Origin of the sequence: Sphaerisporangium corydalis (assembly GCF_025506355.1) — a bacterium.
Lineage (GTDB): Bacteria > Actinomycetota > Actinomycetes > Streptosporangiales > Streptosporangiaceae > Sphaerisporangium > Sphaerisporangium corydalis.
Genome location: NZ_JANZYP010000003.1, coordinates 177,271 through 194,331, shown reverse-complemented (window position 1 = coordinate 194,331; position 17,061 = coordinate 177,271). Strand labels below are relative to the sequence as shown.

Annotated in this window: 17 protein-coding genes; 12 read left to right on the top strand and 5 right to left on the bottom strand. The window is 72.6% G+C overall.

All coding sequences use genetic code 11. The features are described 5' to 3' along the window. Positions 1–155: 155 nt before the first annotated feature. From NYZ98_RS03760 to NYZ98_RS03725, 8 genes are all read left to right on the top strand, one after another. Entirely contained in the window at positions 156–1,454 is a 1,299-nt protein-coding gene (locus tag NYZ98_RS03760; RefSeq protein ID WP_262841030.1) for a cytochrome P450, read from the top strand. Beyond that, on the top strand, positions 1,451–2,323 hold the full coding sequence (locus tag NYZ98_RS03755) for a terpene synthase family protein (protein ID WP_262841029.1): 873 nt from the start codon (positions 1,451–1,453) through the stop codon (positions 2,321–2,323). The genes NYZ98_RS03760 and NYZ98_RS03755 overlap by 4 nt, the downstream gene beginning before the upstream one ends. After that, positions 2,320–4,197: a prenyltransferase/squalene oxidase repeat-containing protein gene (locus tag NYZ98_RS03750; protein ID WP_262841028.1), complete on the top strand. Its 1,878-nt coding sequence runs from the start codon at positions 2,320–2,322 to the stop codon at positions 4,195–4,197. Before NYZ98_RS03755 ends, NYZ98_RS03750 begins: the two co-directional genes overlap by 4 nt. Before the next feature lie 229 nt (positions 4,198–4,426). Next, entirely contained in the window at positions 4,427–6,883 is a 2,457-nt protein-coding gene (locus NYZ98_RS03745; protein ID WP_262841027.1) for a sensor histidine kinase, read from the top strand. An 87-nt stretch (positions 6,884–6,970) separates the two neighbouring features. Next, positions 6,971–7,402, top strand: coding sequence for a roadblock/LC7 domain-containing protein (locus NYZ98_RS03740; protein WP_262841026.1), 432 nt, complete (start codon positions 6,971–6,973; stop codon positions 7,400–7,402). Further along, positions 7,399–7,788: a DUF742 domain-containing protein gene (locus NYZ98_RS03735; protein WP_262841025.1), complete on the top strand. Its 390-nt coding sequence runs from the start codon at positions 7,399–7,401 to the stop codon at positions 7,786–7,788. The genes NYZ98_RS03740 and NYZ98_RS03735 overlap by 4 nt, the downstream gene beginning before the upstream one ends. Further along, the gene (locus NYZ98_RS03730; protein WP_262841024.1) at positions 7,769–8,386 is read left to right on the top strand and encodes a GTP-binding protein; all 618 of its coding nucleotides are present in this window, start codon (positions 7,769–7,771) and stop codon (positions 8,384–8,386) included. The genes NYZ98_RS03735 and NYZ98_RS03730 overlap by 20 nt, the downstream gene beginning before the upstream one ends. A 129-nt stretch (positions 8,387–8,515) precedes the next feature. Continuing rightward, the gene (locus NYZ98_RS03725; RefSeq protein WP_262841023.1) at positions 8,516–8,944 is read left to right on the top strand and encodes an ATP-binding protein; all 429 of its coding nucleotides are present in this window, start codon (positions 8,516–8,518) and stop codon (positions 8,942–8,944) included. Positions 8,945–8,983: 39 nt separating this feature from the next. On the opposite strand, the gene NYZ98_RS03720 is transcribed toward NYZ98_RS03725, so the two are convergent. Further along, the gene (locus tag NYZ98_RS03720; RefSeq protein ID WP_262841022.1) at positions 8,984–9,622 is read right to left on the bottom strand and encodes an HD domain-containing protein; all 639 of its coding nucleotides are present in this window, start codon (positions 9,620–9,622) and stop codon (positions 8,984–8,986) included. A 220-nt stretch (positions 9,623–9,842) separates the two neighbouring features. Here NYZ98_RS03720 and NYZ98_RS03715 point away from each other — a divergent pair, with 220 nt between their 5' ends. Together NYZ98_RS03715 and NYZ98_RS03710 are read left to right on the top strand one after the other, a co-directional pair. Continuing rightward, a complete protein-coding gene (locus NYZ98_RS03715) occupies positions 9,843–10,754 on the top strand; it encodes a TIGR03621 family F420-dependent LLM class oxidoreductase (protein ID WP_262841021.1) in 912 nt (303 codons plus the stop codon). 13 nt (positions 10,755–10,767) lie between these two features. Then, positions 10,768–11,364: a histidine phosphatase family protein gene (locus NYZ98_RS03710; RefSeq protein ID WP_262841020.1), complete on the top strand. Its 597-nt coding sequence runs from the start codon at positions 10,768–10,770 to the stop codon at positions 11,362–11,364. Here NYZ98_RS03710 and NYZ98_RS03705 read toward each other — a convergent pair. From NYZ98_RS03705 to NYZ98_RS03690, 4 genes are all read right to left on the bottom strand, one after another. Then, complete coding sequence (locus NYZ98_RS03705; RefSeq protein ID WP_262841019.1) at positions 11,361–12,116, bottom strand: hypothetical protein; 756 nt, start codon at positions 12,114–12,116, stop codon at positions 11,361–11,363. The genes NYZ98_RS03710 and NYZ98_RS03705 overlap by 4 nt on opposite strands. A 69-nt stretch (positions 12,117–12,185) precedes the next feature. After that, positions 12,186–12,449 (bottom strand): hypothetical protein, encoded by a 264-nt coding sequence (locus NYZ98_RS03700; RefSeq protein WP_262841018.1) that lies wholly within the window; start codon positions 12,447–12,449, stop codon positions 12,186–12,188. A gap of 130 nt (positions 12,450–12,579) precedes the next feature. After that, positions 12,580–12,816, bottom strand: coding sequence for a DUF397 domain-containing protein (locus tag NYZ98_RS03695; RefSeq protein ID WP_114033524.1), 237 nt, complete (start codon positions 12,814–12,816; stop codon positions 12,580–12,582). After that, positions 12,817–13,638 carry a helix-turn-helix domain-containing protein gene (locus NYZ98_RS03690; RefSeq protein ID WP_262841098.1) on the bottom strand — a complete coding sequence of 274 codons (822 nt, stop codon included), beginning with the start codon at positions 13,636–13,638 and terminating at the stop codon, positions 12,817–12,819. A 182-nt stretch (positions 13,639–13,820) separates the two neighbouring features. Here NYZ98_RS03690 and NYZ98_RS03685 point away from each other — a divergent pair, with 182 nt between their 5' ends. Together NYZ98_RS03685 and NYZ98_RS03680 are read left to right on the top strand one after the other, a co-directional pair. Next, a complete protein-coding gene (locus NYZ98_RS03685) occupies positions 13,821–14,366 on the top strand; it encodes an ATP-binding protein (protein ID WP_262841097.1) in 546 nt (181 codons plus the stop codon). A gap of 128 nt (positions 14,367–14,494) precedes the next feature. Next, positions 14,495–16,873, top strand: coding sequence for a helicase-associated domain-containing protein (locus NYZ98_RS03680; RefSeq protein ID WP_262841017.1), 2,379 nt, complete (start codon positions 14,495–14,497; stop codon positions 16,871–16,873). Positions 16,874–17,061: the final 188 nt, after the last annotated feature.

Here is a 17,061-nt window from a genome sequence, read left to right as displayed (position 1 = left end):
CGGGCGCCCGGCCCCGGCGATCAATCTGACAAGAATGCTTGCTCATGGTCAGCCCGACGTGATAGATCATTGATCTCGTGCCATTTTGTCGGAAGGCTAGGCGCTTGTCTCTTTTGAGGCTCTCGTGGCTTATGCCGGGGATCGTACGGGATCCCGTGAACGGCCTCGCGGAGCTGGGCATGCGGGCACGGGGCAAGGTCGTCCGCCTGAACCTCGGTCCCTTCCGCCCCTACCTGGTGACCCATCCCGACCACGTCCAGCACGTCCTGCGCGACAACGCGGGCAACTACGCCCGCCAGGGCATGTTCTGGCGCCCGCTGAACCGCCTGCTCGGGGACGGGATCCTCGGCGACGGCCCCGCGTGGGAGTCCAGCAGGAAGATCCTCCAGGCGCTGTTCACCACCCGGTACGTCGACTCCCTCGCGGACACGATCGCCAAGACGGTGGACGAGCGGGTCGCCGAGCTGGACGAGACCGCCCGGTCGGGCCGCACCGTGGACGCCGCCCGCGAGATGGCCGCCCTGGTCAACCAGAGCGTCGTACGCGTCCTGTTCGGGGACGCGATCTCCCGCACGGACGGCGAGCGCCTGATGACGGCCTATCACGCGGCCGACGCGGCGGTGACGTTCCGGCTGCTCGCGCCCTTCATGCCGTACTGGGCGCGCATGCCCGGCGACCGGGCCTTCCTGAGCGCGGTCGCGACGATCGACGACGTGGTGTACCCGGTGATCCGCCGCGCCCGGGCCCGCGCGGCCGGTGACGACGGCATCGACGTGATCTCCGCGCTCTGCCGGGCGCGGGACGGCCGCGATCCCGGGCACGACCGCTGGATCCGGGACGACCTGGTCAGCGTGTACGCGGCGGCCTCGGAGACGACGGCCACCACCCTGACCTGGCTGTGGACCGAGCTGGACGCCCACCCGGCGGTCGCCGCCCGGATGAACGCCGAGATCGAGCGCGTGGTCGGCACGGGCCCGGCCCTGCCCTCCCACGTGCCCGAGCTGCGGTACACCACGATGGTGCTGCAGGAGGTCATGCGCCTGCACCCGGCGGGGTGGCTGTTCCCCCGGATGGCCACCGGTGCCGACACCATCGGCGGAACGCGGGTCAAGGCCGGCTCCATGGTGCTGATCAGCCCGTACGCCACGCACCGCCTCGCGGAGTTCTGGGACCGGCCCCTGGAGTTCGACCCCGAGCGGTTCGCCCCGCGGACCGGGGAGCGCCGCCACCGGTACGCGTACTTCCCGTTCGGCGGCGGCGCGCACCAGTGCCTCGGCCGTCACCTGTTCGACATGGACGCTCCGCTCATGGTCGCCGCCCTGGTGAGCCGGTTCCGTCCCCGCCTGGCGGGCGGGGGGCCGTTCACCCCGGCGCCGACCGCGCTGCTGCGCCCCCGGCAGAAGGTGGAGCTGCGGCTCCTGCCCGCCGGACACCCCACGCGGATCCCGTCGTGACGGCGGGCCGGTGGCCGGGCGCCACCGACGCGGGGACGATCTGCGCGGTGGCCGGGCGGTCGCAGCGGGACATGCAGGACTGGCTGGCCGCCTACCCGGAGCTGTTCTCGGCCCGGCCGTTCGACGCGGCCCTGGCCAGCACCCTGTCCATGGCCATGGCGTTCAGCGGCCCGTGGTTCACCTCCGAGCAGCTCCGCATGGCCAACAAGGCGTGCCTGTGGGCGTTCGGCCTCGACTGGCGCGTGGACTACGTCGCCACCTCGGCGCGGGAGGTGGGCGAGGTCGCCCGCCGCTGCCTGGCGGTCGCCGACGGGCGGGACCCGGAGCCGGGCGACGACCTCACCCGTTTCCTCGCCGACATCCGCAAGGAGCTGACCGCCTCTCCGGCGTTCCCCGCGCTCGGCCACGTCTGGCACGAGGAGCTGCGGCGCATGCTGGAGGCGATGACGCTGGAGCGCGAGTGGCGCGACGGCGGCGTGACCCCGACGCTCGACGCCTACCTCGACAACGCCGACAACCTGGGCTTCTCCTTCGCGTTCGCCTCGCACCTGATCCACACCGGCGGGCCGGCGGACCCCGAGGCGCTCGCCCTGGTACGCGAGGCCTCCTGGGCGGTCCAGCGGGTGGTACGCCTGCTCAACGACCTCGGCACCTTCGAGCGGGACGTGAAGTGGGGCGACCTCAACGCCCTGCTCCTCGGCGTCCCCCGCGAGGAGGTCGACCGGCGCGTGGCGGCGCTGGCCGACCGGAGCCGCGAACTGATCGGCCCGCTGCGGGCGGGCCACCCCCACATCGCCGGCTATCTGGAGCGCCAGATGGACTTCTGCGCCGGCTTCTACCGACTCGCCGACTACTGGGGCAGGTTTTGAGCGTCCACGATCTCATCTCGCCGATCATCGGGGCCCGCACCACCCCCGCACCGGACACCGGCACCGGCGTCCTCGACCCGGGCCCCGGCCACGTCGACCCGGGCCCCGGCCACGTCGATCCGGGCCCTGGCCTCGTCGATCCGGGCCCCGGCCTCGTCGCCCCTGGTGCCTCCCGCCCGCAGCCGGCCCGCCCGGACGGCGACGCCGCCGGCCCCGAGCACGCCGTCGACGTGGCGGCCGAGGCCCGGGTGCTGGTGGCCGGGCTGCTGGCGCGCCCCGGGGGCGAGACGTCCGCCTCGGTGTACGAGACCGGGCGGCTGGTGTCCTTGGCGCCCTGGCTCACCGGGCACCACGAGCGCCTGGCGTACCTGGTCGCGGCCCAGCGGCCGGGCGGCGGGTGGGGCCCGCACGCCGACTACATCCTGGTGCCGACCCTGAGCGCCACCGAGGCCCTGCTGTCGGAGCTCGGACGGGGTCCCCGTGACCCCGAGGTCGCCGCGGCGGCCGGCCGGGGGCTGCACGCGTTGTTCCGCTGGTCGCGGAAGTTCGGCGCCACGGCCCTGCCCGACCTGCCGGCGATCGAGCTCATCGCCGCCTCGCTGGTCGCGGCGATCAACCGGCACCTCCGGCGGATCACCGAGGCGCCGCTGGACGGGCTGCGCACGTGGGTGGGCACGCCGCCCCTCCCGCTGCCGCGCGGCGCCGACGACCTGCGGCTGGTGACGGTCCGCGCGCGCCTGCGGTCGGGCGCCCCGCTCCCGGACAAGCTCCTGCACGCCCTGGAGGTCGCCGACGACGCGGCGTTCCAGGCGCCGGGGATCTCCCCGACGGCCGCCGGCACGGTCGGCGCGTCGCCCGCGGCCACCGCCGCCTGGCTCGGCGACCTCGGCGCGCTGGAGCCCGCCCACCCCGCGGTGCGCCACCTGCGCAAGGCCACCGAGGCGCACGGCGGCCCGGTGCCGTGCGCGGTGCCCATCACGGCGTTCGAGCGGGGCTGGGTGCTGAGCTGGCTGGCGCGGGCCGGGGTGACGCTCACTGTGCCCGCCGAGCTGACCGCGAGCCTGGCCGCCGGGCTCGGGCCGGGCGGCGTCCCGGCCGGGCCGGGGCTGCCCGCCGACGCCGACACCACGTCGGTGGCCCTGTACGCGCTCGCGCTGCTCGGCGCCCCGCGCGAGCCGGACAGCCTGTTGGCCTACCGTTCGGGCACGCACTTCTGCACCTGGCCGGGCGAGCAGGGCCTGTCGCCCACGGTCAACGCCCACGTGCTCGACGCCTTCGGGCAGTACACCGCGGCGCGCCCCGACGCGCGGCCGGCGTACGGCGAGGCCATGGAGCAGGTCGCCTCCCGCCTGCGCGAGTGGCAGCGGGCCGACGGGAGCTGGTCGGACCGCTGGCACGCCTCCCCGTACTACGCGACGTTCTCGTGCGGGCTGGCGCTGGCCGGTTTCGGCGGGCCGGACTCGGCGGAGGCCGTGCGCCGGGCGGTGCGGTGGGTGCGCGCGACGCAGCGCGAGGACGGCTCCTGGGGCGTGTGGCGCGGCACGGTGGAGGAGACCGCGTACGCGATGCAGGTCCTGCTGCTGGCCGGCGAGGGGCACGACCGGGCGGCGCAGGAGGTGGCGCGGGGGTACGAGTACCTGCTGCGGTCACCCTGGCCGGGCACGCGGAGCGGACCCGGCGAGCCGGAGACGCGGCCGGCGGCCGGCGCGGGGACGTGGCGGGCGTCCGGCGACCATCCGCCGATGTGGCACGACAAGGACCTGTACCTGCCGGCGGCGATCGTCAGGGCGGCCGTGCTCGGGGCGCTTCACCTGGCGCAGCGCGAAATGCCCACTCTGCGCAACCCTGATGTCGGCGCACGACACCACGCATAAGCCGACAAAAGTGAGACAACACCGGAAATCCAAGCTTCGCTCGGCATACTTGACATAATTGTCACTAAACGTTCGTAGCTCCAATTACGATCATGCTAGGGTTCCCCAGTGATGTGGTGAAATACTGCCCCACCACGCGATACGGCAGCCTATATCGCCATAAGTCATTGAAAAGCGCCATTGCCGGGAACGAGCGATGGGTTCCTGACTTTTCGCCAGGGATGGAGTTATGCGCTTTCGAAAATCGCACGTCCGGACCAAGGTCACGGCGTTGCTGGTGTCGCTCATCGCCCTGTGGGGTTTCGCGGCGTGGGTGACGTTCCGTGAGGGCCTGAACGTCCTCTCGGTCTCTACCCTGAACTCCGGCGTCGCCCAGCCCAGCGAGCGGCTGCGGGTCGAGCTCCAGCGCGAGCGCCGCCTGACCGTGGTCATGCTGAGCGACCGCGGCTCCGCCCGGCAGCGCGAGGCGCTGGTCACCCAGCGGTCCAGGACCGAGGCGATGAGCGCCGGGTTCCTGCGGGAGGCCACCTCCGACTCCGTACGCCAGGCGGCCGGCGACACGCTGAACCACCGCATCGACGAGGCCGCCAGCGACCTGCGGATCCTCGCCCCGCTCCGCAGGCAGGTGGACACGGGGCAGGTGGACCGCGGCCGCGCGGCCACCGCCATCACCGGGGTCATCGACTCCCTGTTCCGCGTCTACGACTCGATGGCCACCCTCGACGACGCCGGGTTCGCCAAGGACACCCGCACGTTCATCGAGGTCTCACGGGCGGCCGAGCTCCTCGCGCAGGAGGACGCGCTCGCCGCGGGCGCCCTGGCCGGCGGCGGCTTCACCGAGGCCGAGCACTCGACGTTCGCCCAGACCGTGGGCGCCCAGCGCTTCCTGCTGGCCAAGGCAGCCGGGGAGCTGCCGCCCGACGACCGTGCCGCCTTCGACGACCTGGCCAGGAGCGAGCCGTACCGCCGCCTGCGCGGCCTGGAGGACGATCTCATCGCGTCCGGCCAGCCCGAGGTGGTGGGCACCGACACCGAACGCTGGAAGTCGGCGACCGGGACGGTCCTGACGCGCGTCGACCGGCTCGTCGCCTCCGGAGGCGACTCGCTGGTCGAGCGCGCCACGCCCATCGCCGTCGGCGTCGTGGTCCGGCTGGCGCTGGCCGGCGGCCTCGGCCTGCTGGCCGTCATCGCCTCCATCGTCCTGTCCATCACCACGGCGCGCGCCCTGGTGCGGCGGCTGGAGGAGCTGCGGACCGCCGCCCTGGACCTGGCCGGCCAGCGGCTGCCCGGCGTGGTGGAGCGCCTCGGCCGCGGTGACGACGTGGACGTCAGCGCCGAGGCCCCGCCGCTCGCGGTGGGCACCGACGCCATCGGCCAGGTCGGGCAGGCGTTCAACACCGTCCAGGAGACGGCCATCCGGGTCGCGGTGGAGCAGGCCGAGCTGCGGCGCAGCTACCGGGGCATCCTGCTCAGCCTCGCCCGGCGCACCCAGTCGCTGGTGCACCGCCAGCTCACCATCCTGGACGCCATGGAGCGCAGGGAGACCGAGCCCGCCGAGCTGTCGGAGCTGTTCCGCGTCGACCACCTGGCGACCCGGATGCGGCGCAACGCCGAGAACCTCATCGTCCTGTCCGGCGCCTCCCCCGGCCGCGCGTGGCGCCGGTCGGTGCCCATGGTCGACGTGGTGCGCGGCGCGCTGGCCGAGATCGAGGACTACACCCAGGTGACGCTGATGCCCATGGGCGAGGCGGAGCTGGCGGGCCGGGCCATCGGCGACGTCATCCACCTGCTGGCCGAGCTCATCGAGAACGCCGTGTCCTTCTCCCCGCCGTACGCCCTGGTGCAGGTCAGCGGGCAGGAGGTCGGCCGTGGCTACGTGGTCGAGATCGAGGACCGCGGCCTCGGCATGAGCCCGGAGGACCTGGCCGCCGCCAACGACCGGATCGCCGACCCGCCGGAGTTCAAGCTCACCGGCACCCCGCGCCTCGGGCTGTACGTGGTCAGCCGCCTGGCGTCGCGGCACCACATCCAGGTCACGCTGAAGGCGTCCCCGTACGGCGGGACGACCGTCATCGTCCTGCTGCCGCCCGACCTGTTCGGCGATGAGGGCGAGGACGCCGTGCGGGACACCGTGTCCGGCGCCGAGGTGCCGGATGTCCTGGACCTGTCGGCCCTCGACCGGCCCGCGCCGGACCCCGAGGTCCGCCCGTCGCCGGACCCCGCCGCCCCCGCCGCGACCCTCTCCGGCGACCTGCCGGCCCGCCGGCCGGAGCGCGGCCGCCGCGGACCCGGATCCCCGGAGAACGGGCGGCGAGAGAACGGCCGGCAGGTCAACGGCGGCCGCGAGGGCGACCCGCGCTTCTACGAGCCGCCCGTCGCCGAGCCCGTCCACGAGACGCCCGCCCCGGAACCGGTCTTCGAGCCGCCCGTCCCCGAGCCGGTCTTCCAGACGCCATCCGGGCTGCCCCGCCGCGTCGCCCAGGCCCACCTGGCCCCCGAGCTGCGCCGCGAGCCGCCCGTGCCGCCCGTCCTCGAGCCGGAGGACGAGGAGGACGGCCACTCCCCCGAGGAGCTCCGGCGGCTGATGGAGTCCTTCCAGAGCGGCACCGAACGCGGCCGGTCCGAGGCGGGCAGGACCGAGCCCGGCCCCTCCTGGGGGGACGGGCCACCGACAGGACCCCGATGACGGTGCCGACCATCACGTGGCAGGCAGACGACGAAGGCCCACCCAGCGGGTGAGCCGACCAGAATGAGCCGGTAAAGAGGACAGCTAGTGACGCAAAGGACCAGTTCCCCCGCCGATCTGACCTGGTTGCTGGACGACCTGGTCGCACGGGTGCGGGAGGCCGAGCACGGGATCGTCCTGTCCAACGACGGCCTGCCCCTGGCCGCGTCGCGGGATCTCAGCGAGGCCGACGCCGAGCACCTGTCCGCCGTGGCGGCCGGGATCCAGAGCCTGGCCGAGGGGGCGGGCGAGCGGTTCGGCGGCGGCGCGGTGCGCCAGACCATCATCGCCCTGACGTCGGCGTACCTGGTGGTGACCGTGGCGGGCGAGGGCGCCTGCCTGGCGGTCCTGTGCGCGCAGGACTCCGACATCGGCCTGGTCGGCTACGAGATGGCCATGCTCGTGACCCGTGTCGGGCAGTACCTCACCTCGCCCGCGCGAGCGGAGCACCCCTCCCCAAGGAACGAGGGCGCCACATGACGAGCCTCTCCGACGATCCCGCTGAGGAGCAGTGGCTCGACGACGAGGCCGGACGGATCGTCCGCCCGTACGTGATGACGCGGGGGCGCACCCAGCCGAGCCGGGGTCAGATCGACCTCATCACGCTCGTGGTGACCACCAATCCGGTGACCTCCGGTGAGGTCGGGCTCGGGCCCGAGCATCACACCATCGTCAGGCTCTGCGAGCGGCCGCTGTCGGTCGCCGAGATCGCCGCCTCCCTGGACCTGCCGGCCGGCACGGTCAGGGTGCTGCTGGGCGACCTCGTCGACCGGGGGCTGGTCGCCATCCAGGAGCCGGCCCAGGAGATCAACGTCCTCGACCTGGAAACCTACAAGGCGGTGCTCAATGGACTCCGGACGCTCTGATCGTGACGCCGGGCGGGTGAAGCTGCCCACGGCGATCAAGATCCTGGTCGCGGGCGGCTTCGGGGCGGGGAAGACCACGATGGTGGGGTCGGTGTCGGAGACCCGGCCGCTCCGCACCGAGGAGCTGCTGACCGACCGTGGGACCGACGTCGACGACCTGTCGGGCGTGGAGGCGAAGAAGACCACGACCGTCGCGATGGACTTCGGCCGCATCTCCATCGGCGACACCCACGTGCTGTACCTGTTCGGGACGCCGGGGCAGCGGCGGTTCTGGTTCGTGTGGGACGAGCTGGCGCTCGGCGCGATGGGCGCCGTGGTGATCGCCGACACCCGGCGGCTCGCCGACTGCTTCCCCTCGGTCGACTACTTCGAGCGGCGCGGCACCCCGTTCGTCGTCGCGGTCAACTGCTTCGAGGGGGCCAGGCGCTATGACCTGGACGAGATACGGCTGGCCCTGGACCTCGGCGTGGACATCCCGGTCGTGCTGTGCGACGCGCGGATGCGGGAGTCCAGCAAGAACGTGCTGCTCACCCTCGTCCAGCACGCCATGGACACGCGGCTCACCGGCACCGCGGCGGCCCCGAGCGCGGCTCCCTGACCGAGGGGCTCGCGCGGGTTTCGTTGCTGTTTGACATCGATGGGCGGGCTGAAGGGCATACCTGCGAACAGCCCAAACACGGACAGAGTAGGGTCATCGGGGTCATATACGGCGCAGACAGGGAAGCGAATGATCGGCACTCCGGACGGGAACCGTGCCGTGCGCTGGGACGTCCCCAGGGACCCGACGATCCTCGGAGACGTCCGGGGCATGGTGCGGCAGGCGCTCACGAGCTGGGAGCTCGCGGACGCGGACGACCTGACCGACGACATCGTCCTGGCCATGACCGAGGTACTGAGCAACGCCGTGCTGTACGGCCTGCCACCGATCCGGCTCACGCTGCGGGTGACGGGCGAGACGCTGAGCGCCGAGGTCACCGACCACGGCGCCGGACGCCCGGAACGGGTCGCCGATGACGACGAGGCCGAGCACGGACGCGGGCTGACCATCGTCGAGGCCCTCAGCGACGAGTGGGGCGTCCTGCCCGAACCGGACGGCACCGCCAAGACCGTCTGGTTCCGCAAGAACTGCCTCGGCCCCCGCGACGCCTCCCCCTGACCGGGGGCGGCGCCTCCCCTGACCGCGGGCCCGGGTACGTCACTCGGGCCACGGGGAGTTCTGGATGACCTCCACGAAGTCGATGTGCCGGAAGCCGGGCACGAAGTGTTCGAGCACGTCGGCGTTGACCGTGCCGAACGTCGTGTCCGGGCGGTGCTCGAACCCCTCGGTGAAGGCGGCGAGGATCCGGCGCTTGAAGTCCGGGCGCGGGTGGGCGGCGACCACGGCCGCGACGTCGGCCGGGTCGAGCTCCCCGTAGGCGATGCCGAGCACGTCGGTCTCCACCCCGGCGGTCACCAGCGCGACCTCGGGTTCGAGCCGGTAGGGCACCTCGGGGGTGGTGTGCAGCGCGATGCCCTCCCACACCTTGCGGACGCTCTCCTCGGGGACGCCGCGCGAGGTGAGGAAGCGGCGCGCCTCGTCGGCGCCGTCGAGCTCGAAGCGCTGGTCGGCGCGGCGGTAGGTCTCGGTCAGCCCGAGGTCGTGGAACATGGCGCCGACGTACAGCAGCTCGGGGTCGGCGGCCAGGCCGAGCCTGCGCCCCTGCAGGGTCCCGAACAGGTAGACGCGCCGGGAGTGGTCGTACAGCAGCGGGGGCGCCACCTCGCGGACCAGCTCGGTGGCGTCGGCCGCGATGGCCGAGTCGGGGATCGCGACGCCCGCGATCGTCTCGCTCATGTCAACGGCCTCCTGGACTGCGCGCGCTGCCGTGGCCGGGTACGCGGCGCGTACCCCCTTGGTCCCACTCTCGCAACCGGCGGTGAAGGCCCGGACCGCCTCCGGGCACGCGCTGTCCCCGGAAACGGCCAAGACGCCCTCAGGTCGCGCGCGGGCGTTGCCCTTCCGCGTGGGCGTGCGGATACTTGGGACTTGAACAAGCGCTTGCCTGGGAGGATCCGTGAGACCGTTCCGGTTCGCCGCCGTCGTCCGCGCCGCCGAGACCGCCAAGTCCTGGGCGGACAAGGCCCGCCGCCTGGAGGACTCCGGCTTCGACGTGCTGCTGGTCCCCGACCACCTGGTCGGGCCGCGTTTCGCCCCCATCGCGGCGATGACGGCCGCCGCCTGCGCCACCACCCGCCTGCGGGTCGGCACGCTGGTGTTCGCCAACGACTTCCGCCACCCCGCGCTGCTCGCCAAGGAGACCGCGACCATCGACGTGCTCTCCGAGGGCCGCCTGGAGGTCGGGCTCGGGACCGGCTGGATGGCGAACGACTACGACTCCGCCGGGCTCACGCTCGACCCGCCCGGCGTGCGCATCGACCGGCTCACCGAGGCGATGGCGGTGCTGAAGGGGCTGTGGTCGGACGGGCCGTTCACCTTCGAGGGCGAGCACTACCGGATCACCGGCCTGGACCAGCGGCCCAAGCCGGTGCAGCGGCCCCACCCCCGGCTGCTGCTCGGCGGCGGCGGCCCGCGCGTGCTCAGGCTCGCCGCGCGGGAGGCCGACGTGGTGAACCTGACCATGCGGATACGGGCCGACGGGTCGGGGCCCGACCGCGACGACGGCGGCCTGGCGCCGTTCCTGCGGAAGATCGAGATCGTCCGCGAGGCCGCCGCCGGGCGGTACGACGCGATCGAGCTCGGCACCAGCGTCCTGCGGATCGACGGCGGCGGGACCGGGCCCTCCTGGAGCGCCGCGGACTCCAGCCGCCAGGACGAGACCCCGCAGGTGCTGCTGGGGTCGCACGACGAGATCGTGGCCAAGCTCCGCCACTGGCGCGACGAGCATGACCTGTCGTACTTCGTCCTGCACAACGAGACCGACCTCGCGGCCTTCACCCCGATCGTCGAAGAACTCGCCGGACGGTAGATGATGGGCCGATATGGACGAGCTCATTCTTCTGCGGCACGGCGAGACCGAGTGGAGCCGCGACGGCCGGCACACCGGGCGCACCGACCTCCCGCTGACCCCACGGGGTGAGGAGCAGGCCCGCGCGCTCGCGCCCGCGCTGGCGGGCCGGACCTTCTCGCTGGTCCTGGTCGGCCCCGCCCTGCGCGCCCGGCACACGGCCGGACTCGCCGGGCTGACCGGCTACGAGATCGACCCGGACCTGTGGGAGTGGGACTACGGAGGCTACGAGGGCATCAGCACCCCCGACATCAGGAAGGGGCGCCCCGGCTGGTACCTGTGGGACGACGGGGTGATCCCGGGGGACGCCGAGCACCCGGGCGAGACCGCCGGGCAGGTCGCCGCGCGCGCCGACAGGGTGATCGCGCGCGTCCTCGGGTCGGAGGGCACCGTCGTGCTGGTCTCCCACGGGCACTTCCTGCGCGTGCTGGCCGCCCGCTGGCTCGGCCTGCCGCCGCGCGACGGGCGGTTCCTCAAGCTGGACACCGGGACGATCTCCACGCTCGGCTTCGAGCACGAGGAGCACGCCATCGTCCGCTGGAACGCCCCGGTGGCCCGGCCGGCGTCCTAGGGCGCCAGGCGGGATCCGGGGAAGGGGGCGAGCAGCGTCTCGCGCCAGGGGCCGTCGAGGAAGTCCCTGGCCCGCCGGCCCCAGGTGAGCAGGCGCGGGTCGGGCTCGGTCTCGTCGTCCAGCCCGAGCGCGGCGTCCCTGGCCCGCTGGGTGGCCAGGTGGTCGTCCAGGGACATGCCCCAGATCGTCACGACCTCGGTGTCGCAGAACAGCACCTCGTACAGGCCGACGAGCCGGTGGCCGTGCTCGGCGAGGACGGGGGCCCGTTCCGCGCGCACGGCCGCGAGGTAGTCCAGGGCGGCGCCCGGCCGCACCTGGGCGCTCTCGAACAGGTAGAACGGCGCCGCGTACCCCTCGGCGAGCAGGGCGGAGACGGCGGGGCTGCCGTGCACGGCGCCGAGCGGGCGGGAGAAGGCGGAGAACCGCAGGTCGTCGATGTCGGACAGGAACAGCTTGCCGTCGACGCCGTCGTAGATGTTCATCATCTGCCGCCAGCCGCCGTCCCAGCCGCCGTGGCAGTCCCACAGCGTGACGGCCTTGAACTGGGGGTGACCGGTGATGCCGACGGCGTAGAAGGCGCCGACGAGGTCGATCTCCCGCGACCGGATGGACAGGCCGCTGGTCAGCTCGGGGGCCTCGAGCCGCTCGTCCTCCTTCTTGTACCTGGTCAGCCAGGTGAGGTACTCAAGCGGTCTGCGCGAGTTCATCGGCCGGAAGTCGACCTCTTCGATCAGATAGATCCCCCGGCGCATCGAGACCTCCCCTAACCAAGCTAACGCTTGGTCCGAAGAGTATCACCGGGAGGCCAGGGCCTCAGAGGATCAGCTCACGACGACGGCCTGGGGCTGCGGGCCGCGCCCGGTCAGCCATTCGAGCACCCTCCGGTGACCCCGGCGGGCGTCCTCGAAATGACCCCAGCGCCAGTATCTCGGCTGGTCCCTGACCCCCGTCACCCACGTGCGGTAGGAGACCGGGCGGGCGCCGTCCTCTTCGGTGGAGGCCGCGGACGCGACGCCGTACGTACGGATCACGACGCGGCCCCCGGGTGCGAACAGCACGTCGTCGGCTACGGGATAGAGCGTCATCTGGTCCAGCATCTCGGCCCCCACGAACTTCTCGGAAGTGGACGAACCCAGTGTGCCGGATCGATGAACGACCCCGGTTACGCGATCGGCTTTCTCCGGTTAACCGGACTCGCGATATGTGAACAGGGTGTTACGCGACCAGATTGTCGAACTCGCCGTCCTTGACGCCGAGCACGAGCGCCCGGATCTCGTCGCGGGTGTAGATCAGGGCCGGTCCGTCCGGGAAGCGAGAGTTCCGGACGGCGACGCCCCCATCGGGGAGTTTGGCAAGCTCGACGCAGTTGCCCTGCGAGTTGCTGTGAACACTCTTTCGCCAGGCGACGCCGGTGAGGCTCGTGGCCGGCATTCCGTTATACGGCTGGTTCATCTAGGTCTCTCTAAGTATGTCGCCGAGTATCTCGGCAGTGCCCCCGGGAGTTGTGCTCTCGATGCACAGCTGTTCCATGGCGGTGAGGTAAGGATCGATATCCTCACGTTTGTCCAGGTACAGGGCACCCCACAGCTGCTCGACGTAGACCACGTCCGACAGGTCGGACTCCGGAAAACGCAGGATGGTGAACGCTCCACCCTCGGCCGCGTGCATACCGAACTGGAACGGCATCACCTGCAATGTGATGGCGGGCAGGCTGGCCACCGCCATCAGATGCTGGAGCTGCTCATACATGATCTCCTTGCCGCCGATCGGCCGCCTCAGCGCGGCCTCGTCGATGACGGCCCAGAGTTTCGGTCCGTCCGGACGGGTGAGACGTTCCTGCCGTTGCATGCGCAGATGCACGCGGCGCTCGATCTCTTCCTCCGGGACGTCGGGGTATCCGAGCCTGATCACCGTCCGGGCGTACGCGGCGGTCTGCAGGAGTCCCGGCACGAACTGCACCTCATAGGTGCGGATCACCGAGGCGGCCTCTTCGAGCCCCACGTACGTCGAGAACCATGTCGGAAGCAAATCGCTGTATTTGTGCCACCATCCGGGGGTGTTCGCCTCGCGGACCATCTCCAGCAGCCCTCTGCGGTCGGCGTCGTCGTCGACGCCGTAGAGCGTGAGCAGATCCTCGACGTCACGTGTCTTGAACCCGACGCGTCCGAGTTCCATCCGGCTGATCTTCGACTCCGAGGCGCGGATGTGGAAACCCGCGACCTCACGGGTTAGCCCGCGCTCCTCACGCAGCCTGCGTAGGCTGGCGCCCAACATAATGCGCCGAACCGTGGAGCCGGAACCAGGCGGATCGATGGACACGTGCTTTCCTCCGGTTGTGGACTGGTTCACAGTCTGTCAAAGATCGCGCGTGTGTTCCCCCTTCGGTCTTACTCGCTGGGGCCCACCGTAGCGGTTGCACGAGTCTTCTGCACGTGCATTCGCTCTTGCACCTGCACATGAGTTTGCACCATCATGATCTCGTGCACTCCACGGACCTGACACGTGGGCAAACCCAGTGGTCGGCCTTCGATTGGTGGCCTCCGGCCGGCTGGTGGCCCAACCCCGCGCGTGACCTCGCCTCCCCTGGAGCCGGCACGTCAAGTGCCACCTTCGTCCTCCCTCCACGGGCCGAATCCGTACATACGGCTAGGAGCTTCGCCTCGGGCAGCCTCATCGGCTGGGGCATGAGCGACCTGGCGGAGGACATGGAGCTGGTCGTGTCCGAGCTCGCCACCAACGCGCTCCGGCACGGCCTGGTGCTCGACGCGCAGGACCTGCGGCGGAGCGGGACCGAGCCCATCCGCATGTCGATGATCCGCAGAGGCTCGCTGGTGGCCTGCGCCTTCGCCGACCCCGGCTCGGCGGCGCCCGTGCTGCGCCACCCCGAGTCGCTGGAGCCCGGCGGCATGGGGCTGCACATCGTGGAGTCGATGAGCCTCCGCTGGGGCTGGAACCCGATGCTGCCGTGCGGCAAGGTCGTCTGGGCCGTGCTGAAAAGCTGAATCGGGGCCGGAGACGGCGCGGATGCCAAGGAATCGAGCCCTATTCTGCCGGCTCGATCCCGTCGGACGGGTGCTCTGCATTACGGTGGCTTCTTGGTGACTCCCGCGAGACCTTCGAGAGAGCTGTGATGGATGATCACCTGCTCGACTGGTTGACGACCCTTGACGAAGAGCGGCTCTCCCGCGTCCTGGCCAACCGCCCGGACGCGATCGCCGCGCCCTGGCCGCGCCGCCTCGACACCCTCGCCCGGCGCCTGAGTGACAACTTCGCCGTCATGGAGGTCATGCGCGGCCTCCCGCTGCCCCCGCTGGAGATCCTCCAGGCCTGCCTGGTCATCGGCGACCGGGCCACCGCGGACGGGCTGGCCCGCTTCCTCGGCGTGACCTCGGCCGAGGTGCGCCCCTGGCTGGACGGCCTGTTCGACCACGCGCTCGCCTGGCCGGGCGCCGACGGCCGCCTCCACCTGGCCGAGGCCGTCGCGCGCTGGTGGACCGCCCCGTGCGGCCTCGGCGAGCCGCTGGTCTCCTACCTCGACTCCTGGACCCTGAACGCCGAGGGACTGCGGCGCATGAGCCGCAGCCTCGGCCTGTCCGCCCAGGGCGGCAGGCGGCAGCTCATGGGCCGCCTCACCGCCGTGCTCGGCGACGCCGACCGGCTGGCCGAGCTGCTGCGCGAGGCCCCCGACGGCACCGTCAGCCTGCTCGACGAGTTCGCCTGGGACGGCCCGGTGCGCGGCGTCGACGGCAACCGCTTCGTCACCCCCGGCCCCGAGAAGTGGGTGGCCGACCGGGGGCTGCTCTACCGCACCCAGTGGGACATCGCCGAGATGCCGCGCGAGGTGGCGCTCGCGCTGCGCGGCCCCGACTACCACGCCCCCTTCACCCCCGAGCCGCCCGAGCTCGGCACGGTGCCCGCCGACCCCGAGGCCGTCGACCACGCCATGTGCCTGGCCGCGCCGCACGCCGTCGACCGGGCCGCCGCCCTGCTGGAGAACACCGACAAGACCCCGCTCCCCCTGCTCAAGGGCGGCGGCGTCGGCGTGCGGGAGGTGCGCAGGGTCGGCAAGGAGACCGGCTCCACCGACGAGGAGACCCGGCTGCTGCTGGAGGTGTGCACCGTCGCCCGCCTGCTCGCCTGGGACGAGACGGCGGGCGGCCTGGTGCCGACCAAGCGGTTCGACGCCTGGCGCCTGGAGGACGCCCCCGCGCGGCTGCGCGCGCTGCTGTCGGCGTGGTGGCGCATGGAGCGCTCGTCGCTGCGCCGCGTCGCCGGCAAGTACCCGACGGTGCTCGGCGACGACCCGGCCGGTGAGACGGTGGCCCGCATCCGGTGGGCCGTGCTCGCCACCTTGGCCACCCTCCCGCCGGACGCCGCCTTCGCGAGCATGCCCGAGCTGGTGCAGGCCGTGCACTGGCGGGCCCCCCTGCTCGACCGGGAGCTGCTGGCCGAGTGCTGCCCGGCGGTCCTGGCGGAGGCCCGGCTGATCGGGCTGGTCGCCGCCGACTCCCTGACCGACCTCGGCCGCGCGCTCGCCGCGCTCGGGTCGGCCGCCGCCGGTGACGAGCAGGACGAGACCGTGCCGGAGATCGAGCGCGATCCGGGGCTGGTCGGGTCGTCGGTGCACGCCCTGGCCGGCGCCCAGCGCACCGCCCTGTTCGGGGCCGACCTGACGGCCGTGGTCACCGGCCCGCCCGCCGCCGAGCTGTCGGGCCTGCTCGACCGCGCCGCCGACCGCGAGTCCAGGGGGTCGGCCTCGGTGTGGCGGTTCACCCCCGCGAGCGTGCGGCGCGCCCTGGACGCGGGGTACTCCGCGGACTCGCTGCTGGAGGAGCTGTGCCAGGCGGGCACCATCCCGCAGCCCCTGTCCTACCTGGTCAAGGACGTGGCCCGGCGGTACGGCGAGGTCACGGTCACCACCGTGGGCTGCATCATCCAGGGCTCGGACCCGGCGCTGCTCGCCGAGATCGCCGCGCACCGACGCCTGGCCCGGCTAGGGCTGCGGCTGCTCGCGCCCACCGTGCTGGCCGGCACCGCCCCGGCCGACCGCACGCTCGCCGCGCTGCGCGACGCCGGGTACGCCCCGGTGCCGGTGGACGACAGCGGCGAGATCGCGGTCAGGCGGGAGCCGCAGGGCGGGCGGCTCATCCTGCTGCCCGGCGGGCGGGTGGCCGAGCTGGAGGAGCCGCAGGCGCCCATCGCCGAGCCGCCGCCCGACCCGCGCGAGCACGCCCGGCGGCTCATGCTGACCCGTGAGGGCGAGCGGCACACCGGGCAGACCTGGGCGGTGATCGGCCGCCTGGCCACCCGCCTGCCCACCGCCCAGCAGTCCCTGCTGGGCTTCGTCGTCGACCGCGGCGTGCGGGCGCTGATCACGCTGTCGGACGGGCTCACCGCGACGATCAGCCACGGCGAGCTGCGGCGCGGCGTGCTGGACGCCTGGTGCGAGGAGGCCGGCGACTATCTGGAGTTCCCGCTCGCCGAGATCGCCTCGGTGACGAGCGGCTAGCGCCTCGCCCCCGCGTACCGGTGTTTTCCTGGGATCGAGCTGGAGTTCCGGGTGTTTCGGCGGCCTTTGCGCAGCTCGGTGGCGGGGTGGTCACGCGCGGTCATCCCCGCGCGCATGCGTGCGGGGATGACGGGCACGGGAGGACGGACAACGGGCTCATCCCGCCGTCCCTGACGGCCCGAGGCGTG

Coding starts and splice junctions, on each gene's coding strand:
- NYZ98_RS03745 (WP_262841027.1), top strand. CDS start 4,427: ATGCGCTTTCGAAAATCGCACGTCCGGACCAAGGTCACGGCGTTGCTG.
- NYZ98_RS03735 (WP_262841025.1), top strand. CDS start 7,399: ATGACGAGCCTCTCCGACGATCCCGCTGAGGAGCAGTGGCTCGACGAC.
- NYZ98_RS03730 (WP_262841024.1), top strand. CDS start 7,769: ATGGACTCCGGACGCTCTGATCGTGACGCCGGGCGGGTGAAGCTGCCC.
- NYZ98_RS03725 (WP_262841023.1), top strand. CDS start 8,516: ATGATCGGCACTCCGGACGGGAACCGTGCCGTGCGCTGGGACGTCCCC.
- NYZ98_RS03720 (WP_262841022.1), bottom strand. CDS start 9,622: ATGAGCGAGACGATCGCGGGCGTCGCGATCCCCGACTCGGCCATCGCG.
- NYZ98_RS03710 (WP_262841020.1), top strand. CDS start 10,768: ATGGACGAGCTCATTCTTCTGCGGCACGGCGAGACCGAGTGGAGCCGC.
- NYZ98_RS03705 (WP_262841019.1), bottom strand. CDS start 12,116: ATGCGCCGGGGGATCTATCTGATCGAAGAGGTCGACTTCCGGCCGATG.
- NYZ98_RS03700 (WP_262841018.1), bottom strand. CDS start 12,449: ATGACGCTCTATCCCGTAGCCGACGACGTGCTGTTCGCACCCGGGGGC.
- NYZ98_RS03695 (WP_114033524.1), bottom strand. CDS start 12,816: ATGAACCAGCCGTATAACGGAATGCCGGCCACGAGCCTCACCGGCGTC.
- NYZ98_RS03690 (WP_262841098.1), bottom strand. CDS start 13,638: ATGTTGGGCGCCAGCCTACGCAGGCTGCGTGAGGAGCGCGGGCTAACC.
- NYZ98_RS03685 (WP_262841097.1), top strand. CDS start 13,821: ATGAGTTTGCACCATCATGATCTCGTGCACTCCACGGACCTGACACGT.
- NYZ98_RS03680 (WP_262841017.1), top strand. CDS start 14,495: ATGGATGATCACCTGCTCGACTGGTTGACGACCCTTGACGAAGAGCGG.